Annotated in this window: 18 protein-coding genes; 10 read left to right on the forward strand and 8 right to left on the reverse strand. The window is 40.9% G+C overall.

Annotated features, from left to right (window positions below):
- Positions 1-164 precede the first annotated feature (164 nt).
- Positions 165-1,730, forward strand: coding sequence for a DUF4407 domain-containing protein (locus PQ469_RS18010; protein ID WP_274208918.1), 1,566 nt, complete (start codon positions 165-167; stop codon positions 1,728-1,730).
- A 184-nt stretch (positions 1,731-1,914) separates the two neighbouring features.
- On the opposite strand, the gene PQ469_RS18015 is transcribed toward PQ469_RS18010, so the two are convergent.
- Positions 1,915-2,652 carry a DUF3450 domain-containing protein gene (locus tag PQ469_RS18015; protein ID WP_274208919.1) on the reverse strand — a complete coding sequence of 246 codons (738 nt, stop codon included), beginning with the start codon at positions 2,650-2,652 and terminating at the stop codon, positions 1,915-1,917.
- 386 nt (positions 2,653-3,038) lie between these two features.
- Between PQ469_RS18015 and PQ469_RS18020 the strand changes: the two genes are divergently transcribed.
- From PQ469_RS18020 to PQ469_RS18030, 3 genes are all read left to right on the forward strand, one after another.
- Entirely contained in the window at positions 3,039-4,253 is a 1,215-nt protein-coding gene (locus PQ469_RS18020) for a DUF262 domain-containing protein (protein ID WP_274208920.1), read from the forward strand.
- Positions 4,253-5,059 carry a HEPN domain-containing protein gene (locus PQ469_RS18025; protein WP_274208921.1) on the forward strand — a complete coding sequence of 269 codons (807 nt, stop codon included), beginning with the start codon at positions 4,253-4,255 and terminating at the stop codon, positions 5,057-5,059. Before PQ469_RS18020 ends, PQ469_RS18025 begins: the two co-directional genes overlap by 1 nt.
- Positions 5,060-5,242: 183 nt before the next feature.
- A complete protein-coding gene (locus PQ469_RS18030; RefSeq protein WP_274208922.1) occupies positions 5,243-5,410 on the forward strand; it encodes a hypothetical protein in 168 nt (55 codons plus the stop codon).
- 88 nt (positions 5,411-5,498) lie between these two features.
- Here PQ469_RS18030 and PQ469_RS18035 read toward each other — a convergent pair whose 3' ends face one another.
- The 7 genes from PQ469_RS18035 to pxpB form a co-directional block, all read right to left on the reverse strand.
- Complete coding sequence (locus PQ469_RS18035; protein ID WP_274208923.1) at positions 5,499-6,050, reverse strand: hypothetical protein; 552 nt, start codon at positions 6,048-6,050, stop codon at positions 5,499-5,501.
- Positions 6,051-6,634: 584 nt separating this feature from the next.
- Positions 6,635-7,273, reverse strand: coding sequence for a putative polyvalent protein kinase domain-containing protein (locus tag PQ469_RS18040; RefSeq protein WP_274208924.1), 639 nt, complete (start codon positions 7,271-7,273; stop codon positions 6,635-6,637).
- Positions 7,274-7,279: 6 nt separating this feature from the next.
- Positions 7,280-7,498 (reverse strand): hypothetical protein, encoded by a 219-nt coding sequence (locus PQ469_RS18045; protein WP_274208926.1) that lies wholly within the window; start codon positions 7,496-7,498, stop codon positions 7,280-7,282.
- 250 nt (positions 7,499-7,748) lie between these two features.
- Positions 7,749-8,930 carry an NRAMP family divalent metal transporter gene (locus tag PQ469_RS18050; protein ID WP_274208927.1) on the reverse strand — a complete coding sequence of 394 codons (1,182 nt, stop codon included), beginning with the start codon at positions 8,928-8,930 and terminating at the stop codon, positions 7,749-7,751.
- On the reverse strand, positions 8,931-9,692 hold the full coding sequence (gene pxpA, locus PQ469_RS18055) for a 5-oxoprolinase subunit PxpA (protein WP_274208928.1): 762 nt from the start codon (positions 9,690-9,692) through the stop codon (positions 8,931-8,933).
- 9 nt (positions 9,693-9,701) lie between these two features.
- Positions 9,702-10,715 carry a 5-oxoprolinase subunit C family protein gene (locus PQ469_RS18060; protein ID WP_274208929.1) on the reverse strand — a complete coding sequence of 338 codons (1,014 nt, stop codon included), beginning with the start codon at positions 10,713-10,715 and terminating at the stop codon, positions 9,702-9,704.
- A gap of 1 nt (position 10,716) precedes the next feature.
- Positions 10,717-11,433, reverse strand: a complete 717-nt coding sequence (gene pxpB, locus PQ469_RS18065) for a 5-oxoprolinase subunit PxpB (RefSeq protein WP_274208930.1) — start codon at positions 11,431-11,433, stop codon at positions 10,717-10,719.
- Between the two features lie 290 nt (positions 11,434-11,723).
- Here pxpB and PQ469_RS18070 point away from each other — a divergent pair, with 290 nt between their 5' ends.
- The 6 genes from PQ469_RS18070 to PQ469_RS18095 all read left to right on the forward strand — a co-directional run bounded on the left by PQ469_RS18070 (position 11,724) and on the right by PQ469_RS18095 (position 17,235).
- On the forward strand, positions 11,724-12,626 hold the full coding sequence (locus tag PQ469_RS18070; protein ID WP_274208931.1) for an N-acetylmuramoyl-L-alanine amidase: 903 nt from the start codon (positions 11,724-11,726) through the stop codon (positions 12,624-12,626).
- A gap of 761 nt (positions 12,627-13,387) precedes the next feature.
- Positions 13,388-13,756, forward strand: coding sequence for a hypothetical protein (locus PQ469_RS18075; protein ID WP_274208932.1), 369 nt, complete (start codon positions 13,388-13,390; stop codon positions 13,754-13,756).
- A 227-nt stretch (positions 13,757-13,983) separates the two neighbouring features.
- Positions 13,984-15,540 carry an amino acid permease gene (locus tag PQ469_RS18080; RefSeq protein WP_090645647.1) on the forward strand — a complete coding sequence of 519 codons (1,557 nt, stop codon included), beginning with the start codon at positions 13,984-13,986 and terminating at the stop codon, positions 15,538-15,540.
- 140 nt (positions 15,541-15,680) lie between these two features.
- Positions 15,681-16,250, forward strand: coding sequence for a MarC family protein (locus tag PQ469_RS18085; RefSeq protein ID WP_090645642.1), 570 nt, complete (start codon positions 15,681-15,683; stop codon positions 16,248-16,250).
- 65 nt (positions 16,251-16,315) lie between these two features.
- The gene (locus PQ469_RS18090; RefSeq protein ID WP_274208933.1) at positions 16,316-16,912 is read left to right on the forward strand and encodes a hypothetical protein; all 597 of its coding nucleotides are present in this window, start codon (positions 16,316-16,318) and stop codon (positions 16,910-16,912) included.
- Positions 16,909-17,235 (forward strand): hypothetical protein, encoded by a 327-nt coding sequence (locus tag PQ469_RS18095; protein ID WP_274208935.1) that lies wholly within the window; start codon positions 16,909-16,911, stop codon positions 17,233-17,235. Before PQ469_RS18090 ends, PQ469_RS18095 begins: the two co-directional genes overlap by 4 nt.
- Positions 17,236-17,368 lie beyond the last annotated feature (133 nt).

Consider the following 17,368-nt stretch of genomic DNA (forward strand, 5'->3'; position numbering starts at 1 on the left):
CACGAATATAATACTTAGTATTTGTTTACACTAACATCATGAACTCCATTAAAAAATCGTATAAAATATTCTTCTTATATTCACCTTGTAGAATATTATATTGAAGATATATGAATTAGTGGAAAAGGAATTAAAATCGCCAATCAACCTTAACTCAAAATCACATGTTAAAATCTCTTCGAGAAATTGAACGAAAGTTCAACGAATTTTTATGGTGGTGTGCTGGCGCAGATCCCAGCATTGTTGCCAAAATATCCTCAGCTAAAATCTCCTTTCAGATAAAAGGCTTTGCAGTATTTCTGTCATTCTTAATTTCGACGTTTGCAGGATTTGTAGCGTTCCAATATGTTTTCAGTAGCAATTTACTTACACTGCTATCAAGTATTTTATGGGGCGCTATTGTTTTTACCTTGGATAGGTCCATTTTAAATATTACATTAAGTTCTAACAACGCTGAAAGGAATGTTTTTACAGCTGTCGCGCGTCTCATGCTGTCGGTCATTATAGGGCTCATCGTTGCTACGCCACTTTTAATATTCATATTCCGCGGTGAAATCAAGCAAGAATTAACCTACGAGCGAATGGTTAGGCTTAACACGCTTGAAAGAGCAAACGATCTTGCAACATCCATTTGGCGCAGTGAAATTAATAAGCTCAATCGCATAGATTCTGGGAAAAGAGCTGAAATTGATGAATTGTCAAACTTGATTGAAAATGAATTGAGAGGTACTGGCGGATCCAGGAGAGCAGGTTACGGCCCTATTGTCCAATTGCGACGACAGCAGCTTTTAACAGATATCAAAGACTTTGACCGGGTTCGCAGAAATAATGATAGCCTTCGCGCATACTATCAAAAGAAACTCATATACAGCTATTCAAAACGAGAAGCTGATTTAAGAGTGGCTGACAATGTGATAGTCAGTTATGATCTGCTATCCTATATCCAAGCGCTTTCAAAGCTTCGCGAAAAAAACGCAGCGCTCAACAATACATATCTTTTCGTGTGCTTTTTATTGGTAATGCTGATGACGGCGCCAACTATCATTCAAATGTTGGGAAAGCCAGGTCCATATAATCAACTGGTACTTGCTAATGAAACAGAAGTATTTAAACTGGATAGACGCAAGAAATTACAAAAGCAAGAGAACAACACTACAAGAGAGGTTCTTGGAGTTAAGTCAAAAACTGCGTATGAACATTACTTTGACAGAATGCTAGACTCCTTTACTATTCAAAGTAACAAAATGGAAAAAGACGCGAAATCATTTTTTGGCTATGGCATATTTTTCAGTGTTCTCGGAATTTTCGTTGCATTCCTGTTTATCGTATTCTGGATCTATTTTTTTTCCCATAACTTATTCAAGCCATATTTTGTTTATGAATTAGCCTCGGGTTCGCTAACGATTTTAATGATCGAGTTTCTGGGCGCCTGGTTCCTGAAACAAAGACGGGCAATTTCAGACAAGGAACTTCACATTTTAAAGGTTAAAGTTGTTATTGAGAGGTATCTACTTACCTATCTCGCCTCTAAAGAAGCGTTTGAGTGCGAAAGTAAGAAACCAGATTTTGATAAGCTGATCGACTTATTAGGTAAGGATGTGATGTTCCCATTCGGAGAGGATCAGATCAAGGATTTAAGTTTCGCCCAAGAGGCATTTGCTTCGCTGGCCAGTTTAACCGATTCTATTAAATATCTAACGAAAGATAAGGGCAAAGAAAAAATTGATTAGGCGTTGCAATGCCTATCAATTTGGATAGCTTGCCTTTGGAAAACTCCTCTTTTTGTATATTTCGCAGTAAATAATATTGTTTTGAATATCCTAAATCTTGAAGAATTAAAAGATCTCAGCCCCTGCCGTCCCATGGGATGGCAGGGGCCGAGACAGTTTATTTTACAGACCCTCTATGTGAAGTTTATTCAGGTAAAGTTTTCTTTATGTCGTCAGGCAAAAATTCTCTTAATAGGGAATACCCTCCTTTAACCATTTTTCTATTATCAGAATTAGCTGTCCACTTGAAAATTTTTCCAGTAAAACTTTTTAGCCAACCCTTTTTACTGAAAGAGGTAATTGTTTGTTTAAGAGTATCAATGTCAAAATGCAGCTTAGAAACCTCTTGTTCTATATTTTTTTTAAGCTCATTATGGCTTTCGATTTGAGACTTCAATGTCTCTTCTAGGGCATCTAATCGTTTTTTTAACTCTTCTGCTTCTTGGTTAGTAAAATATTCTTCTTTTAAAGTTTCAAATTTTTCAAAGATATTATTGATTTGTTCCTGATGATCTTCGACTTGCCTAACAACTGGACTTGAAGAAACTTCCTGCCAAATAGCATCTAACCAATTTTTAATGGTTGTATATATAAAACTTTCTCCTTTAAACGAAAACGTTTCCTCATAAGACAATGGCCCTGGACAAACCTTTCCTGATATTAAATAGTAGCTTGAATAGCCATCAGAATCAGAAGTCTTTGAGGATGGAATTTTAAAATATATTGAGTACTTGGAATCGATTATATAATTGATCGATAAAATAGTATGAAAATTATTTCTTTCATCCTTTTTTTCTGCTAAAATTCGAAAATCAGTACTATCAAACCGAGTATGTTCATCGAGCGTTTCCGATATATCTTTATATAATTGGCCTCTTATCATAATTATACAAATATACTTATTGCCATTAATATTAGCTAAAAAAGAGATAAGTATATTCGTAAGCAGTCCCCCCTCGCTCTTGCAAATGCTTTCGCTGCCGGGTACTACGGTCAACACGTAATACCCCCGCTGTAGTCTGGAGGCTTCGAACCAGTGTGCGTGTAGGCAGACGAATAGTTTTGTTCATCTATAGTAGGCATTTTTGCTACATATATTTTTCGCAAGAACTGCCTACTATATTCACTTTAACCATTTTATAGCGATACCTGGTATATAAAACTATTTTACCCTTACTTATTTTATTGCTCCAGTTTCTATTATAAGAATCAAACTAACAATTGCTTGATTGACTTCTTTTTTATAAGTTTAGAAATTAAATTATACAAATGGCAACACAGCAACCTAGCCTATTTTCAGACGAAGAAGTTAATGAATGGTTAGAAACCGAAGACGATGACAGTCCTTCATCTGATACAGTGTCCAAAATTGTCACTGATGAAACGATATCCGACAAATATTCCAATACTCAGTTACGAATAGTACGTACCAATATTGATTACTCCATTGACTATCTTAAAAACGCAATCGGTACATTAATTGATTTAATGCCACAATATCAACGGAGAAGTAGGTGGGACATTACGAAGAGGTCATTACTAATTGAATCCCTGTTATTGAACATTCCCATTCCACCAATATTTTTATTTGAAAAGGAATATGGAATGTATGAGGTGGTCGACGGAAGACAACGATTGGAAACGTTAAAAGATTTTTTAAGTGGAAATTTAAGTTTGCGCGGATTAAAATATTGGAAGGAACTTAACGGAAAAAAATTTGAACAATTACCTATAGTTATTCAGAGGGGTATTTTGCGTAGAACTATTTCGGCAACTGTGTTGTTAACCGAATCTGCTACTACATTTACATACGAGCAAGACAATGGCGATACAGATGTAGATGTCAGGATGATCCTCTTTAACCGACTTAATTCTGGAGGGGTACAATTAAATGCGCAAGAACTGAGAAATGCGCTTTACGAAAGTATATTTAATAGAATGTTAAAGGAGGTTTCCAGGCATGCTTTATTTACTAAAATATGGGGAATTCCTCCACTTGAACAAGATGAAAAAGAAAATCCATCCAAGATTCTTATCTCAAATTCACTATATAAATCAATGGTTGACTGTGAATTAGTATTGCGATTTTTCGCAATACGAGAAACTAATCAAGATTTAATAACTGGCGGTTTAAAAACGTTACTTGATAAAAGTATGCGGTTACACTACACTGATGATGAAGCAAAGGTGGAGCAATCAAAAGATCTTTTTTTGAAAACATTGGAACGTTTAAATACTATATTTGATAACAGACCATTCATAGTTCCAAATACCGATAAACCAAGTCGTCCACTATACGATGCGCTAATGGTAGCACTCAGCTTTTTAACCGTTGAAGAACTCGCGGAACCTGCCACTATAAAAAGTAGATTACAAACCAGTCTTAACGACGACACAATTAATGCAATCCTATTGGGTAAGCAAAATACTGTTGAAGGTATAAAGGAACGAATAGAGGAAGCTACTAAAATTTTGAAGGCCTAATGAGTTTGCTTTTTAACGAGTTTAAGGGCGATTTAGAACATCTGCGAAAACTGTTGGTGCTTACTGAAAATGTTAAACTTTTCACATCAAGTTCTTTTGCACCAAATGCAGCAATTGCTAATGATAATTTCATTAATAAAGGTTTGCAGATACAAACGTTAGGCAGGGAAGCTAATATTGGTCTTACCTTTGTTCCAGGGACACTGGTTCTCTATTTAGCCGGGAGATTTGAATATTTTGTGAGAAGCATTTTTGAAGATTTAGCTGCTGGAATCGCTGATAAATGCCTCAAATTCGATAATTTGCCAAAGGATTTCAAAGAAAACTTATTTTCCTTTACTGCCGACGTCATGAAAAATCCTAGAAAATATGGACACGCAGAAAATGGACGTAACTCATTTATAAATACTCTTTCAGACAATATCAAAGGACTTAATATTACGTCTGTAAATATAAAATGTATTTCGATTACCACAGAGAATATGAGGCCGACCATTCTTGCAGAACTGTTTGCACGAATTGGAGCAAAAGAAGTTTGGACTAAAGTTGGTCAGCATCCTAAAATGCAAATTTTTTTTGAAACTTCAGATACAGGACTAGCAACAAATGAAGCAAAGAAACAGTTAGACCAATTCATGGACCTTAGAAATACAATAGCACACCCTTCGGTTAGTTTCAGTTGGCCTGATATGACCACAATTATTTCTCATATAAATTTTATTGAAAATCTTTCTTTGGCGTTGGACGAAGTATCAGGTATATACTTACTAAGTTTAGGCAAAATTCCGACTACTGTTGTCAATTAATAGCAATTCCCCCCGCTGCCGCAAGCGTCCCCGGCTTGTGGCCCGCATGCTAAGTATACGCCCGGTTTCAACCTGCAAAGTTCGCATCGTTGCAAGTGGGTGGCATCAAAAAAAGTAAACACCTCAGTAAAGGCAGGAAATAAAACGTTAAATTTGGTTATAAGAATAAAGAAATGAGTAATTATGCCAACCATTAAGAAAGTGATTGACGAAAAAGGTTTTTATGGTGATGCTATCGTTAGCGACAAGGTTAAAGACCGCAGCAATGATCCTTACTTTGTAAAAAAAGCTGAAGAAGCCAAAGAGTTTTTACGCAAGCACCCCCTGCCTGATCATTTAAGAAGGAAATAAGCATCAATAAAAATGATAAACGAGGTTGGCTCAGAAAGGTCAGCCTCGTTTTTTGTAGCGAGAAAGTGCAAGCGGAGTTTCTTGAATACTAACCGGCTTTATCGAATACGGTCTTCCAGGAACGCCCGCTGTCGAATATGTTTGATTTTGCATTGGCCTGAACAGAAATAGACTTGCCATCATTGCTCAACTTCCAAACCTCTGTTACGTTAACAAATACTTGTTTTTGATCAATCATCAGGTGTACAATGGAGTTAACAGTCATGGTTTGGCCATCAGCCGACAACTTTACGGTAAACTTCTTTCCTCTTCCCCGGCCATGATTAATTTCGCTTGCTTTACCGTCGAAGACCAGTTTCTCCTGGCTTGTAACAAGCGCTGCGCCAGGAGAGGGGTTTGGCACTTCTATGGTCATAAAATCTGCCTGCGCTGTTATTTTCATTGTTTTAGATAGCATACGATCACCCTCGTCATATGTGCAAACAATATTTCCGCCCATACTTATCGACTCTTTGGATTTCCATTCGCCAGAAAAATCAGCGCGATGAGCGCCATTTTTTTGTTGAGCCTGTACGGGAAAATAAATTACGCCAACCAGCATGATAGCCAGGCTGTACAAAACATTTCTTTTATTTTTCATATCCTGTTAAAATTGATTCAGCAAACCTACTTTGATACTTTTCGGGGCGACGAATTTGGATTGTAAATAAAAATGTAAATTTTGTAAATAATGGTAAATAGTATGTGAGTTACCCATTGACGGGTAGCCTGTAGCCCAAAGTCTTAAGCTCTAAGCCCCAAAAAACACTGTTGACTTAAGACTTAGTACTGTTGACTTCCCCCCCCCGCTGTTCGATTCTCTGGACTTCGAACCATTACGCCTGTTTCTTCGACTACAGGATTATTAGAGACTGTTTAAATTTGGTTTACCAATGTTTTTATGCTTCCAATGAAGGGACGATGATGCATATCGCGTGGCGGTGAAGACTCACCCGGCGAGGCTGCGCCCGCCACCCTCTCTTCGGCTTCGCCGGAAAGAGGGGCTTGGAAATATATATTTTAAAATAACTGATTATGAAATAATTAAATACAAAACCCTCTTTCCACCGCAGGTGAAGAGAGGGTGGTCGGGCGTAGCCTCGACCGGGTGAGTCGTAGCCCGCGTTCAAGCGAACGTGTTGTAAATTCTAAATCCGAAGTCGGAGAATCGGACAGCGGAGGAACTCAGGAAATATAAAAATCTGGTGTTAAATAAAATATAGTGTCAATAAAGAAAAGGACGCCATTGAAAGAGAGCACATTTTCATCATGCAGATCTTCAAAAATTAAACCCAGCTTATTGTTGATATAATCGTTATTGCGATTATTGCGAAAATTATTGAATTCTAAAAAGTTTTTAACGGCAGTAAGGTCTGTTGGCTCGGAAGCAACTATAAACTCTTGCATAACTACTGCATTAAGCTCATCGTTAATTATTTTGAAACCGAGGAATGTATATGCAGTAGCTGGGAAAAAGTAATTGTGAATAATTAGACTATTGAAATAATCAAGCCAGCTTTCATAAAAGATACCTGCATTGGTTTTAATAACGTGGGTTCCATTAAGCCTGTATACTTTTTGTTCGGCGCCTTCGCTGATAAAATCACTTTGCAGGATTAGCGGAATATAGAAAAGATTCTCCCTTTCGGCGAAAGTTAAGAGTTTTGCTGTTTCTTTACTTTTGACGTACTGCTGTTTTTTAGCTGTGAAGCCTGCTGCCGCATCTGATCTAAGGAAACATTGGGCTTTTTTGAGTTTATTTGCCTCGCCAGCAGGTTCATCTCCGAGAATGATATTTTGTAGTTCATCTTTGATGTTTTTCATTAATGATCAATTGATCAAAAATAAGTTTTTTTGACCAATTTTTAAAATAGGCAATCCATGTTGCTTCAATTGCCGATCCATCACCTTATCATTCGATAGTAACAGACTATCGGCATAATCATCCAGAGAATCGGGCAACAGGTACCAAAGGGACTTGTATTGGTCAGCAACAGGCACAAATATTTGGGAGCGGCTAAATTGAGTTACCAGTTTAGTGTTAACCATGATAAAATATAAAATATTGATTTCAAATTACTTATAAATATTTTATCTGAAATGTGTTAAGTTATGTTAACCTAACAAGATGCGTTTGACCTTATCATTCGATAGTCGGAGACTATCTGCATAATCATCCGAAACCAGAGAATCGGACAGCGAACTGACTCACCACTCACCACTCACCACTCACTACTCACCACTCACTACTCACTACTCACTACTCACTACTCACCACTCACTACTCACCACTCACTACTCACCACCCCAACATCTGCCCTATCGCCCCAATGCTCATCCAGGTCATGGTGCCAACTACCAGTACCCCTAAAATGGTAAGCCATAAAGGCTGTTTGTAGGTCGCGATGATTTTTGACCGGTAAGCCGCAACCAGCATTACGCCCAGGGCAACTGGCAATATAAAGCCGTTGATGGCCCCAACTACCAATAGTATTTTCACCGGCTTACCTATAGCCAAAAATATACAGCAGGATATCATAATGAAACCGATAATAATTTCGCGGTTCCATTTCAATATCAGCGGACTAAAACTCCTGATAAACGAAACCGATGTATACGCCGAGCCCACCACCGAAGAGATCCCGGCCGCCCAGATAATAACCCCAAAAAGTTTGTAACCCACCTGCCCCGCAGCCAGCTGAAATATAGAAGCCGCCGGATTAGCCGGATCGAGCTTGCCGCCGGCAGTTATAACCCCCAAAGCAGCTATAAACAACAACAACCGCATCAGCGATGCCAACCCGATGGCACTTAAAGCCCCCCGGTTAACCACCGGCAAATTTTGCTGACCGGTGATCTTTGCATCCAGCAGGCGGTGTGCCCCGGCAAAAGTAATATAGCCGCCAACGGTGCCGCCAACAATAGTTAATACCGCGGTAAAGCTAAACTGCGTGGGATTTACCGCCCTGATGGCCGCCTGGGCCAGCGGCGGGTTGCTGATGTAAGCAACATACAAAGCCAGCGCTATTTTGAGGCATCCCATGCATTTGGCAAACAAATCCATCGCCTTACCCGATTCTTTATAAATAAATATGCCGATGGCCACAATGCCGCTCATAACTGCCCCCTGCCCTACGCTTACGCCAAACAAGACGTTGAGGCCCAACCCGGCCCCCGCAATATTGCCAATGTTGAACGCCATACCACCCAAAAACACCAGCAGCGAAATAAAGTAACCTAAGCCAGGCAAAAGCTGGTTGGCAATATCCTGCGCGGGTTTACCGGCCACGGTAATAATACGCCAGATGTTGAGCTGGGCAATAGCATCCAGCACCACCGAAAGCAATATCACAAAACCAAAACTGGCGCCCAACTGCGCGGTAAATACTGCGGTTTGTGTTAAAAACCCCGGCCCTATAGCCGACGACGCCATCAGGAAGGCGGCCCCCATTAACACACTCCAGTTACGCTGTTTTTTCATTTATTGCGCAGGTGCTTTAATGCTTATGCCTTCGGCTTTCAGTTTCTCGTTTATCTTTTTGGCAAATTCAACGGCATGCGCGCCATCGCCGTGCAGGCATAGCGTTTCGGCTTTAAGGCCGATGGTTTTATTATTGGCCGAAATCACTTGCTGTTGTTTTACCATCATCAGCACCTGGCTGATGGATTGCTGCTCGTCGGTTATCAGCGCGTTGCTCTGGGTACGCGGGGTAAGCGAGCCATCGTCCTGGTAAGTACGGTCGGCAAATACTTCGGATGCGGTAGTCAAACCCAGTTTTTTGGCCCAGGTAATCATTTCGCTATTGGCCAGCCCATACAATATCAGCGAAGAATCAAAATCGTGCACAGCCTCGGCAATAGCTTTAGCCAAATTAACATCCTTAGCAGCCATATTGTATAATGCCCCATGTGCCTTTACGTGATGAAGTTTACCGTAAGCAGCTTTAACAAAACCCGATAGGGCACCTATCTGGTAAAGTGTCATCTGATAGGCTTCATTTGCCGATATCTTCATTTCGCGCCTGCCAAAGCCCTGCAAATCGGGCAAGCCGGGGTGTGCGCCAATGGCCACGCCTTTTTTTACCGCCATGCCAACGGTATGCTGCATTACCTCCGGGTCGCCCGCGTGAAAGCCGCAGGCTATGTTGGCCGATGTAATGTAGTCCATCAGGGTTTCGTCGTTGGGCATGGGGTAGTTGCCAAATGCTTCGCCCATATCGCAGTTCAGGTCTATGCTTTGCATGGTAGTATTTTATAAAAATTTGTTTTGCACAGCAATGGTTAGCTGGTGCAATTGTTGTTCACGTTCAATATACAGCATTTCTGCTTCACGCCGGGTGATATCTTTAAAATAAATGGCGTTGCCGGGTTTAAGCTGGGCGCATAAAGTCATATCTACAGCGGCTACCTGCGCTATTCGCGGATACCCTCCGGTAGTTTGGCAATCGGCCATCAAAAGCACCATGCTGCCGTTGCCGGTAACCTGTATGGTGCCTTGTGTTACGGCGGTACTTAACAATTCATCCTTTTTTAAACGTTCCATCACTGCGCCTTCCAAATGGTAGCCCATGCGGTTACTTTGCCTGCCAATGATGTATGGTTCCGACAAAAAATTGGCGATGCTGCGGCCATTAAACCAGCCAAATTCGTTACCCGGCACCACCCTTATTGTTTTACCATCGGTCGGCAAATGCGCGCGCCGGGGAATGCTCCATGGAAGGTAAAAAACCTGATCTTTCTTTACACTTTTTTGTATTTCTCTGAATTTTTCTACTATTACTTGTGCAATACTTGTTAATTTTTGCCCATTTATGAGCACATCACCGCGTTTTAACACCCGGCCTTCAAACCCGCCAAACTCGGCGACCAGGCAGGTACTTTTGCTTCCCAAAATTTCGGGCACATCCCAGCCACCGGCAATGGCCAGGTAAGTGCGGCTGCCCGATGGGTTATTTATTAATTTTATGATGGCTCCCGATGGGACAAAAAGAGGACGCTCCGGTGGCAATACTTGTTCACCTGATTGAAATACCGCGCCCTCACCTGCATAAGCAATCAGCAGGTCGGTTTCGGCAACAAATTCCGCATCAGCATAGGTAAATTCAATTACGGCGGCGTTGTCGCCATTACCAACGACTATGTTTGCAATACGCGCCGATAACGTATCCATAGCTCCCGACACCGGCACCGCATGCGAAAGATATTGGTAGCGCCCCAAATCCTGTATGGTGGTCATTAAACCGGGTTTTAATATTCTTATCTGCATATTACCCGGCCAATAATTCATTAAACTCGTGTATATCAATAGCTTTAAAAACAACCATATCGCCAGCCTTTAGCAGCGATGGCTGCCCGCGATCACGATCGAACATTTTGAGGGGTGTTTGCCCAATAATTTGCCAGCCGCCCGGTGTATGCAATGGGTATACGCCCGTTTGCTGCCCGGCTATACCCACTGCCCCTGCCGGTACCAATTTTCGCGGCGCTGCTTTACGGGGTGTTGCCAATCGTTCATCCATACCGCCTAAATAAGCAAAGCCGGGAACAAAGCCTATCATGTAAACTTTATATGTAGCCGCACTGTGCAATTTAATTACCTCGGCCATGCTGATATGGTGTGAATCGGCAACCTCTTCCAAATCAGGACCAAAACTGCCACCATAACATACCGGGATCGTGATAATATCCCCCCCGGCCGGCTTGGCCGTTTTCTTTTGAAATTTTAAATCATCCAGGTAGCCCGATACCTTGGCAAAGCAGCCTGCGCCCGGTAAATCAGATTTGATCACTATAACAGGATCATAAAAAACAGTTAAAGTAGAATAGGCCGGCACCGTTGTATTAAAACCCGGAAATGGCTGTTGGTGAAGCAACAGGTTTAAGCTGTTGACTGCGTTTAGCAATTCTTCGGCAATTTGCTGCCCAAACTCAACGGTAACCGCTGTTTCGCTTAAATAATAAATTTTGAACGCTTTGTTGGGCATCGCTGTGTTTAGCTGTAAAACAACTGAATTTTATTTGGATAAATCTCGGCAATACTGCTTACAGTTGCAATCATATACCGCGATTCCATAAATTTTACGCCCATAATAGTATCTGTTTATTTAATAATAAGCGGGGCAAAATTATTTTATAAATATGGCGAATACCCGCCTATATCCCCTTCAACATCATCAATTATAAAAAAGATCTGAAAAGTGGTTTTATTTTATTATTTCTATCTACCTTTAATAACCCAAACACAATCAATTAGTTAAACCTTACCTGCATCTATATGAAAATTACAAATCACTGGTTAGAAGCCGACTCGAATGCCGAAAAAATAAAAATTTCTAAATCCGGGAATGCCAGGGACCCTATTGATCCCGATTACCTGGTAATTCATTATACCGCCACCGATACCGCGCAGTCGGCAATAAATTGGTTTATGGACACCCACTCGAACCCCGACAGGATTGCCGCGCATATCGTATTAAACACCGATGGCACCATTACGCAGCTGGTGCCTTTTAATCACAGGGCAAATCATGCGGGTACCAGCACCTGGGATGGGGTAGATAGTTTTAACTATCATGCCATCGGTATCGAAATTGTAAACCCGGGCTTTGCAGAAAAGCTGGCAGATAATACTTTTAAACGCGTTACAGACGACGGTGTAAAAATTTACCCGGCTACCGACGGCGATAAGTTTATGAAAATTGATCATAAGCATAAATTTTGGACGGGCAAAAACAACCATTACTGGCGCACGTTTCCGGATGCCCAGTTACAAGCCCTGTACAAGCTTTGCAAAGTATTGTTTGATACCTATCATTTGATTGCAGCCGTTGGCCATGATGATATCTCCCCGGCGCGCAAACCAGATCCCGGACCGGCATTCCCCTGGGATACATTTAAAACAAATGTGTACGGCCATTCAAACAACACAGGTAGAATTTATGTGGTAAATACCGATGGCACCAATTTTAGAAATTCATTCTCGACCAATGCCCCTGTCCTTAAAAAATTAACAAAAGGTTATGAGGTGGGCTTGATAGAAACAAACGGACAATGGAGTAAGGTGTACCTTGTAAACAGCCAGGCCGAAGTGTTACAAAATGTGGATGGTAAATCAAGAAGCATTAAAACCATCGGGTGGATATTTAGCTCGTTATTGTCTTTAAAGGCTGGTCAGTAGAGATTAAATTCAAAAGTTTTGAACTAAATGGAAGCCGGTAACAGTGCTTATAAATACTATAAAAAATCCAGGCTTTTTTATAGGCTGGCATTTTATACGTGCGTATGGATTGCTTTATATTCATCCTTATTTAACGGCATCAATCCAATCATTGGCGCATTTGCCATTCTGCTCCCGGTATTAGCAGTTTATGTACTTGTTCTAATGGCGCTTTTTTATATAATTAAAAGTTACACACATAAAGAACCCTTTAACAGGTTTAGAATGTATTATTTTGCAGGGCACCTGTTTTTTCTGGTTATACTGATAGGGTTTGCGATAGTGATAATTACCGACATTAGTAAGTTTACCGCGAGATAAGCATTCACGATAGGTTAGGGTGTTTCTGTACCGTCCTCTAAATGAAAAAGTATTTCCATCCATATGATCTTCGCTCAGGGTATCTTTTCAAAAGGCACCTGAGTTTGGGTAAACACCACTTATACGTAATTGGGTGTTGCCTGCGGCCGGGCTATCCGCTCATACTGCACAGGCCTTAACCACGCTGGCCGGTATCCGCTGCTATCCCTAACACTTATCTGAATCAGAATTGGCAGAATTTGAGAATGAACAGAATGAAAGTCAATCTTTAGTTGCGTTTTATCTTATTAACCTATTTTAGTTAAATTGGGCATCATGAAATCTGTCCTGTTCATTATCGCTTTTTTGATTTTGTTCAAATTATTAACCGATGTCTCTCCAAATTATTTTGCGCTCAAACAATGAATCATCGGTATTTAGCTTTTATACTGGCCCTTGCCCTCGCCTCCTGCAAAAACGGCAAAAGCCCAAACAGGTTCAAATACACCATTGCTAAAGACAGCAACCTGTACATCCAGATTTACCGCACGGGTTTGTTTGAAACATCCACTACCGCCTACCTTACCGATTCGGCAAACTTCAGCCTTAAATTGGGCACCTATGATGACCAAACGGGTTATATTGATTGTAAAGTAAAAGGGGATACGGTGCTGTCGGAAGAAAAACAATACATTTTTGATAATAATGTGATACAGGCAGACACGATGAAGGTTACCTGTACAACGGCCTACAGCTTAATAGCATTAAAAAAGCTGCATAACTTTGAGTAATCGCTATACCAGGGCCTGATGTGGCGCGTGTTACCCGGCGATATTGTAACAACAACGTATTAATCATGGTTTGAACCCAACTGTAAACGCTTCATTTTCAAACTATAATTTGGGATATTAATTCGCACCCATTGTTACATTCTGCCCTTTAACTTTTCAATAAATTTAAGTACGTTTGGGGAAATGTGAATTTTTAATTTTTTTACGACTGATCTTACTAATTAAACATGAAGTTATTTATTAAAAAACCTATTGCGCAATTGATGGCTGCTTCGGCAGAAACGGAGAAAACGCTTAAAAGAACTTTAGGCGTTGGATCGCTTATAGCACTGGGTATTGGCGCAATTATAGGTGCCGGTATCTTTGTACGAACGGCAGCGGCAGCAGGCGAACATGCCGGTCCGGCTGTTACCATTTCATTTCTGATAGCGGCAGCGGGTTGCGCATTGGCCGGCTTATGTTACGCAGAATTTGCCAGTATGATCCCCATCGCAGGATCAGCCTACACCTACTCTTACGCCACCATGGGCGAGTTCATCGCCTGGATCATCGGCTGGGATTTGGTGCTCGAATATGCTTTGGGCGCTGCTACTGTTTCGATAGGCTGGTCGCAGTATTTTAACGAGTTTTTGCATACATTTTTTAATGTACATATTCCCTACGCCTGGTCGCACTCGTTTATGGAAACCTCAAATACTACCGCCGGCATGTACGTTGGCGAATTAGGCACAAGAGGTATCGTAAATCTGCCCGCTATCCTCATCCTTTTCCTGCTTACCTTGCTGTTAATTCGCGGTACGGCCGAGTCGGCAATTGTAAATAACATCATTGTTGTAATTAAAGTAGCTATTGTATTAATGATCATCGGCTTAGGCTGGCATTTTATTAATCCGGCTTTCCATACCCCTTATACTATTCCTGCCGATGCCGGTAAAATTAAAGTTAGCGCGGGTATTGTTGATTATGCCGATACTTTTAACCACGGCTGGCTGGGTGTATTACGCGGGGCGAGTGTAGTATTTTTTGCCTTTATTGGTTTTGATGCCGTATCAACCGCGGCGCAGGAAGCTAAAAACCCACAACGCGATATGCCAAAAGGGATCCTGATATCACTGGTTATCTGTACAGCTCTATATATCCTGTTCTCGCATGTATTAACCGGTTTGGTATCATATAAAGATTTCCTGATCCAGGGTAAAGAAGCATCGGTGAGCTATGCCATTAAAACTGCCATGCCTGGCTATGGATGGTTAGCGTCATTTGTAACGGTATCTATCCTTGCAGGTTTCTCTTCAGTTATCCTGGTGATGCTGATGGGCCAAACCCGTGTATTTTATACCATGAGCACCGATGGTTTAATCCCTAAAGTGTTTTCAAAATTACATCCCAAATACCGTACCCCTTACAAATCGCAATGGTTGTTCTTTATTTTCGTATCGTTATTTGCCGGTTTTATTCCGGATAAATATGTTGGAGATATGGTGAGCATTGGTACCTTGTTTGCGTTTGTGCTGGTATGCTTGGGTATATTCATTTTAAGAAGAACCGATCCAAATATTGTTCGTCCGTTTAAAACGCCATGGTATATGGTGGTTTGTCCGCTGGGCGCAATCATTTGCTTATGTATGATAGCCAGTGAAGGCTGGGAAAACTGGGCAAGGCTTATTGTTTGGTTACTGATAGGCTTTGTTGTATATTTTGGTTACAGCGTCAAACGTTCGCATGTAAGGCATGGCAAGGTTGAAGCCGCCGTTGACCCTATTAACCCCAAATTTATTGAGTAACTGATAAACAATATCAATACAAACAAAAAAGGTTCTGAAAATTCAGGACCTTTTTTGTTAAGTTCTTTTTATACCGGAGCTTTAATTGCAACTTTGCTCAGTTTCCGGTTAAAGTTAAAAAAACACAAAACCCTAAAGCCATGCACCCATTAATTTTCAGGGAAATATTGTCTGTTACGATGATCCTGTTTGCCATTATTGACATCCTTGGCGCCATACCTGTAATTATACAGGTACGCCAGCGTGTAGGGCACATCGAATCGGAAAAAGCAAGCATAGCGGTACTGATATTAATGGTAGTATTTTTATTTGTGGGCGATGAACTGCTGGCCATTATTGGCCTGGATATCTCTTCCTTCGCAATAGCCGGCTCGCTGGTGATCTTTATCATCGCCATGGAAATGGTATTGGGTGTCGACTTTTTTAAGGAAGAGGTACCGCTTTCTGCATCGATAGTGCCCATAGCTTTCCCGCTGATAGCGGGTGCGGGAACCATGACTACACTATTATCTTTAAAATCTCAATATCAAACCCAAAACATTATTGTAGGCATTGTGCTAAACACCATTGTAGTTTACCTTGTGCTTAAAAATGTGAAATGGATAGAGAAGCTTTTAGGCCCGGTTGGGCTAAGTATTTTGCGAAAATCGTTTGGGATAATTTTGCTGGCGATAGCGATAAAGTTGTTTAGGGCCAATACGCATTTGTAGGCGAAGCCCCCCGGCCCCCTGAAGGGGGAGTTTTTCTATTAGCTTAAACTTTATCTTACTCATAAATGGCATTTGACGCTAACAAAATCAACAAGTTTTGGGACTGGTTTAAAATCATATCCGATGCACTTTTAGATCACGCCAATAATCAAACGCTTATTTACCAGTTGGATGATCGGGTGAACCGTCTTGGTGCTGTTAGCTGGGAGATCGGCCCATGGACAGATGAACTACAGTTTTTGGCTATTTCACCCAACCTAAACATCGATCTGCTGGAATATACCCAACAAGTGATTGCCTTAGCTCCAAATTGCAAAGGCTGGCATTTTTTGCCATCCAAACCGGTTAAAGATTGGAAAGGCATCGTGCAATTGGAAAACGAACGAGGTATTAAAATAACAGTTGATACCAGCGCATGGCAATATATTTTATACCAGTTTGATGATGGAACCTTTGCTATCGATATTAAGATAACCCAACTTGACGGCAACAGGAAAATTCAACAGGAAGCTATTAACATTGCTTTAACCGGCTACTTAGGCGAAGAGGATTTTATGTGGTTGATTAATGATTTTCAAATAGTTGATGATTTTGAAGAAGAAGTTAAGAGAAAAGCGACAGCCCTAAAACACATCAAAAATCACATTGAAAGTTTATCATGAGCGAAGAACTAAAAAAGAGGGCCTATCTTTTGGCATCAAGATTACTGCAACAAGGGTATGATTACGAAGTAATCAGAGCGCGGATGGATAAAGAAGGCATACCTGAGGAAATGATTAAACAGGTGATCAAAAATCTGACAGTTCAACAAATAGTCGAAGTAACTAAAGAGAACAAGCCTTTCTTTAACATCGCCCTAATAAAAATAGCAATTGGAATTTTGCTTGCTATTATATCTGCCATTTTGATACCAGGACAGGTTTATTTACCCATTGGATTAATAGGTACAGGTATTGCAGCTGCGTTTTTATTTAAACCCAAATAGTCAAATTGCTCAACTCCCGCGAGGTTAGCGAAGCGTAACTCGTGGGTTAAACTGTTGTAAGCTTATAGCTTACGCAGTTCAGCTGAAAGCTGAAACCAGCTTTTGTCACGAGTTAAAACCTCGCGACGGTTGG

The organism is Mucilaginibacter sp. KACC 22773 (genome assembly GCF_028736215.1).
Lineage (GTDB): Bacteria > Bacteroidota > Bacteroidia > Sphingobacteriales > Sphingobacteriaceae > Mucilaginibacter.

Coding starts and splice junctions, on each gene's coding strand:
- PQ469_RS18025 (WP_274208921.1), top strand. CDS start 4,253: ATGAGTTTGCTTTTTAACGAGTTTAAGGGCGATTTAGAACATCTGCGA.
- PQ469_RS18015 (WP_274208919.1), bottom strand. CDS start 2,652: ATGATAAGAGGCCAATTATATAAAGATATATCGGAAACGCTCGATGAA.
- pxpB (WP_274208930.1), bottom strand. CDS start 11,433: ATGCCCAACAAAGCGTTCAAAATTTATTATTTAAGCGAAACAGCGGTT.
- PQ469_RS18060 (WP_274208929.1), bottom strand. CDS start 10,715: ATGCAGATAAGAATATTAAAACCCGGTTTAATGACCACCATACAGGAT.
- PQ469_RS18075 (WP_274208932.1), top strand. CDS start 13,388: ATGAATCATCGGTATTTAGCTTTTATACTGGCCCTTGCCCTCGCCTCC.
- PQ469_RS18045 (WP_274208926.1), bottom strand. CDS start 7,498: ATGGTTAACACTAAACTGGTAACTCAATTTAGCCGCTCCCAAATATTT.
- PQ469_RS18085 (WP_090645642.1), top strand. CDS start 15,681: ATGCACCCATTAATTTTCAGGGAAATATTGTCTGTTACGATGATCCTG.
- pxpA (WP_274208928.1), bottom strand. CDS start 9,692: ATGCAAAGCATAGACCTGAACTGCGATATGGGCGAAGCATTTGGCAAC.
- PQ469_RS18090 (WP_274208933.1), top strand. CDS start 16,316: ATGGCATTTGACGCTAACAAAATCAACAAGTTTTGGGACTGGTTTAAA.
- PQ469_RS18030 (WP_274208922.1), top strand. CDS start 5,243: ATGCCAACCATTAAGAAAGTGATTGACGAAAAAGGTTTTTATGGTGAT.
- PQ469_RS18080 (WP_090645647.1), top strand. CDS start 13,984: ATGAAGTTATTTATTAAAAAACCTATTGCGCAATTGATGGCTGCTTCG.
- PQ469_RS18040 (WP_274208924.1), bottom strand. CDS start 7,273: ATGAAAAACATCAAAGATGAACTACAAAATATCATTCTCGGAGATGAA.
- PQ469_RS18010 (WP_274208918.1), top strand. CDS start 165: ATGTTAAAATCTCTTCGAGAAATTGAACGAAAGTTCAACGAATTTTTA.
- PQ469_RS18095 (WP_274208935.1), top strand. CDS start 16,909: ATGAGCGAAGAACTAAAAAAGAGGGCCTATCTTTTGGCATCAAGATTA.
- PQ469_RS18020 (WP_274208920.1), top strand. CDS start 3,039: ATGGCAACACAGCAACCTAGCCTATTTTCAGACGAAGAAGTTAATGAA.
- PQ469_RS18035 (WP_274208923.1), bottom strand. CDS start 6,050: ATGAAAAATAAAAGAAATGTTTTGTACAGCCTGGCTATCATGCTGGTT.
- PQ469_RS18050 (WP_274208927.1), bottom strand. CDS start 8,930: ATGAAAAAACAGCGTAACTGGAGTGTGTTAATGGGGGCCGCCTTCCTG.
- PQ469_RS18070 (WP_274208931.1), top strand. CDS start 11,724: ATGAAAATTACAAATCACTGGTTAGAAGCCGACTCGAATGCCGAAAAA.